This window comes from Vibrio sp. 10N.222.48.A3, assembly GCF_041475345.1.
Lineage (GTDB): Bacteria > Pseudomonadota > Gammaproteobacteria > Enterobacterales > Vibrionaceae > Vibrio > Vibrio tasmaniensis_A.
On record NZ_JBFRVX010000081.1, the window covers coordinates 1 to 4,169 of the forward strand.

Sequence of the window (4,169 nt, forward strand, 5' to 3'; positions counted from 1 at the left end):
CTGTCTCAAGTTCACCTTGGTCGATCAAAGCGAAGATATAATCAACAATATCACCGTCAATAATATCTTTAGCTGTCAGGTTTATTGCAAATCTCCGCTCTCCGAGAAGTGACTTCTCATTGATCGCTTGATTGATTAAATACTTCATCACCTCTCCCATTTTTCCTGACTCAAGTAACCGAGACAAAAAGAAAAAAGGGCTGAGTACGCCATAACGAGGGTGCTGCCATCGAATTAGCGATTCACTTTCTCGCCATTCACCACTATGGATACACACTATCGGTTGGTAATAGAACATAAACTCTTGGTTGCTTACCGCTTTTGCTATGTCTTCATCCGTAATAACGATGTCGCTATTAGAATTAGAAGCAGCCGCTTCTTTTGTAGAGTTAAGGTTAATTAACTTTGACAGCGACTCTTTTGCTATTGGCTTCTCAAGAACACCAAGCAAATTCAGGTTAAACGCTTTACACATCTTCCTTGCGGCATCGAGCACTGTTTTGCTTTCCGCACTTGTGATGATGATATTGCCTTGAAAATCGGCCTCAGCAAGGCGTTTTAGGAGTTCGATACCATCGATCATCGGCATATTCAGATCACATAAGATCAAATCGACAGAAGAGGCTTCAATAAACTCTAGAGCCTTATATCCACATTCAAAAGGTTGGACATTTTCCATACCCAAACTCTTTAAAACCATCCCCATTACATTCAATTGAAAAGGGTGATCTTCTATCACTACAACATGCTGGTTCATGGTAGCTCCTTAAATGGTTTGATTGATTCTGAACAATAAGTCTTCAATTGGTTCGTCAGCTGTTCGAGGTTATCGTAATGTGCTTGAATACCATCTAAGTCACTTAAGGAGACCAATTCCATTGTTTGCAATTGATTGGCAATGTCCTCTGTGCCTACCATTTTTGCAGCTCCCTTCATCTTATGAGCTACCTGTTTAATGGCTTCGAGATCTCGCTGTTTGCACGCAGCTTGAAGCAGAGGCATGTCAGCTTGATGGCTCTTGATAAAGTCAGTGATGATCTGCATGACGAGATCTTGGTCACCAAACAATTCGGTTAAGTTGGCGAGATCAATCGGAGCAGAGCTCGGCTCACTTTTAGGCTCCGAGGAACTAATACAAGGCTTATCGACAACAGATTGCACCTTATCAAGATGTTTGATTATGGTGTCGCCAATCACCCTTAATTTGGTTGGTTTTGATAAGAAGTCATCCATACCAATCTCAAAGCACTTATCATTTTCCCCTTGTACAGCGTTTGCGGTTAACGCAATGATCGGAAGACGAGGTTGGTTTTGGCTCTGCTCTTTTACTCGGATCTGCCTTGTTAACTCATACCCATCCATCTCAGGCATGTGGCAATCGGTAATTAGCAGCCCATAATCTTCATTATCTAAGGCAACAAGTGCTTCCTTGCCGTTATCTACCATGTCGGCATGGAAACCTAATTGCTCAATTTGTTGAAGAATTATCTGTTGATTGATTGGGTGATCTTCCGCTATTAAGATAAGTCTTTGATTCTGTTTGGCAGACTCACGCGACTCAGTACTCAATTTCAGATTATTATCATCTTGGACAATATCTTCCACAAACGCAGGACAGTTGTGCAAACAGTGCATCAACTGCGAAGGCAACAATGGGTTTGCTGACAGATTCCAGCCCAATTTGCATGGCGCAGGCGAAAGCATTCCTTGTTCACTGACACAAATAAACTGCACGCTTTCGGCGAACGTATCAATGCTCTGATCTAGCTCATGAGGAATAAACACAAAATCAGGCTCAATGGTATCGACCCAGTGTGCGAGCTCTTTAGTCACCTGAACATTCTTTGAGATAACCTTAATACCCCAAGATGTTAGATAGTTCTCTAATTCAGATTGCTGCATGAACGTTTTGGTAAGTAGCGCCACCTTGCCATTCATGTCCGCCCTGTTATTTTCAGCGAGCGTTTTAAGCGGCAGCGTAATAGAGAACGTTGAACCAATGTTGATCTTACTCGTTACGTTAAGACTCCCACCCATTTGTTCAATAAGTTGCTTCGAGATAGTCAAACCAAGGCCTGAACCACCATATTTCCTCGTGGTTCCTTCATCGGCTTGAACAAAAGGTTGGAATAGGTTTCGAATGTGTTCTTCACTGATACCGATGCCACTGTCAAACACCTCGAAACAAATTTGTTGCTGTTCACCATCCAGGTCGAGTAACTTTGCCGCTAAACCTACGGTTCCATATTCTGTAAATTTAATGGCATTGCTCAACAAATTATTCAGAACTTGCCCAATACGAATGTCATCCATTAAGACTAAATCATTCAACTCAGGGTCTAACCAAAATTTGAACTGTAACCCTTTGGCGTGAGCTTGCCTCGCCTGCAACTGAGTCACTCTAAGAGTCAATGTATCTAGACTTGCAGGCTGATAATCTAGGGTCAGCTTACCGGCTTCAATTTTCGAGAAATCGAGTATATCGTTAACAATATGCAGTAGGTTATTCGCCGACTGACTCAGCGTTGTATGGATTTTCTGAACTTCATAACCAACTTCATATTGCTCAGACAATTCCAACAAGCTAACAATCCCTCCCAATGGAGTGCGGATTTCATGACTCATGTTTGCCAAAAATCGAGACTTGGCCTCAGTTGCGGCGATAGCACTTTGTCTTGCTTGTGTTAGCTCTTCTTGCTGTTGTTTAAGCTCTGTTATATCAGTAAGAACAGAGTCCCATTCATAATAATCGCCAAGATCAGAAATCTTGCTCTGCAAATTGAGCCATCGGTTTTGGTTATCAATATTCACTCCAATATCGAGGCTTAGTTTTCCCTCTTTATTTCCACTACGTACCTTCTTAATTAAGGTTCGACGATCCTGAGCATTAAGCGGTGCGAAAAAACTAATTGGAGAGCGGCGCAATTGAGCAGGAGTAAGCCCTAAAAGCTCCTCTACCCCATTACTAATAAAGACGAATTCAATATCGTGAAGACTTCGTTTGGGCTGAATATGCTGTATAACCGCGCCATGCAAATTGTTCGCCAGTTTCTGTACTCGGTCATCGGCACTTTTTGCAATTTTTTTCGCTTCGTAAAGCTCAGTAAGATCATCAAGAATGGTCACTGAGCCTTCGATATTCCCGTTGGAGATATAAGGGCACTTCCAATACGCGTAGTGTTTACTGCCTTGCGGCGAAACGACTTCTTTTTCTAAGCGAGGCAAAACAACCCCGTGATGGATCATTGTGTCTTCATCGGAGTTATTAACGATAGTTCCTTCGATTAACTCAAAACCAGTAAGCTGCTGCGCGGCACTGTTCAGACTGATTATCTGGTTATCCAAGTTACGCACAACAATAGGAAACGGCATTGCGTCCAACAATGAACGCTCGAACTCCACTTGATGTTTGAGAGCGGATTCAGTTCGCTTTCGATCTTCAACTTCACGTCTTAGTTTCCAACTCCATGCCATTACAAGCATAATGAGCACCGATGCTACAGAGATTAAAATGGCAGCACCCAAGATAACATCTGCCGTATCCACGCCTGATTCATAAGACACATCCAACCAATGCTTCTTGATCTGCTGATACTTGTGATGAGGTATGGCGAACAGCGCTTTGTTAATAATATTGTTCAGCACTTCTTGGTCGGCTTCGACACTGTAGGCGACTGGAATATCGTTGTCTTTAGATAGCAGGCTTGTTACGCGTAAGTACCCTGAATACTGGCCCTGTAATAGAGGAGACGCTAAATAGAGCGAAAGCATCGCTGAGTCTACCTCTCCTGTATCCACGGCATCGAGCAAAAGCAACTCAGAGCTATAGGTCTTAATTGGGCAAGCCTCACAATAGCGTTTCACAAGCTCTATTCCGACACTGTCGTTTATAGTTCCAATAACGGAGCTCTTCGTTAACTCACCGAATACCGCCAATTTACTCGTATCACTTTTACCAACCAGTGCCCACGGCTCAACCATGAAAGGCTTAGAATAGAGGTGATGCTCATCGTCACCAGTAGAAGGTGTCGCCTTAGTATGAATTACTGGAAGAGAAACTGGATGAGCTTGGTTGCCCTGTAAATCGAGGTCGTTGTCGTAAATAAAGTTTAACCCCGTAAGTCGGGATATTTCACTCAATATATCAATCGAAATACCATCAGGCTTAC

2 protein-coding genes are annotated in these 4,169 nt (G+C 42.8%); both read right to left on the bottom strand.

What is annotated here, in order from left to right; genetic code table 11:
* On the bottom strand, positions 1 to 757 hold a 757-nt coding region (locus AB4653_RS03065; RefSeq protein ID WP_372103300.1), incomplete at its 3' end, for a response regulator.
* Positions 754 to 4,169: ATP-binding protein (locus AB4653_RS03070; protein ID WP_372103303.1), on the bottom strand; the 3,416-nt coding region annotated here is incomplete at its 5' end. The genes AB4653_RS03070 and AB4653_RS03065, both read right to left, overlap by 4 nt.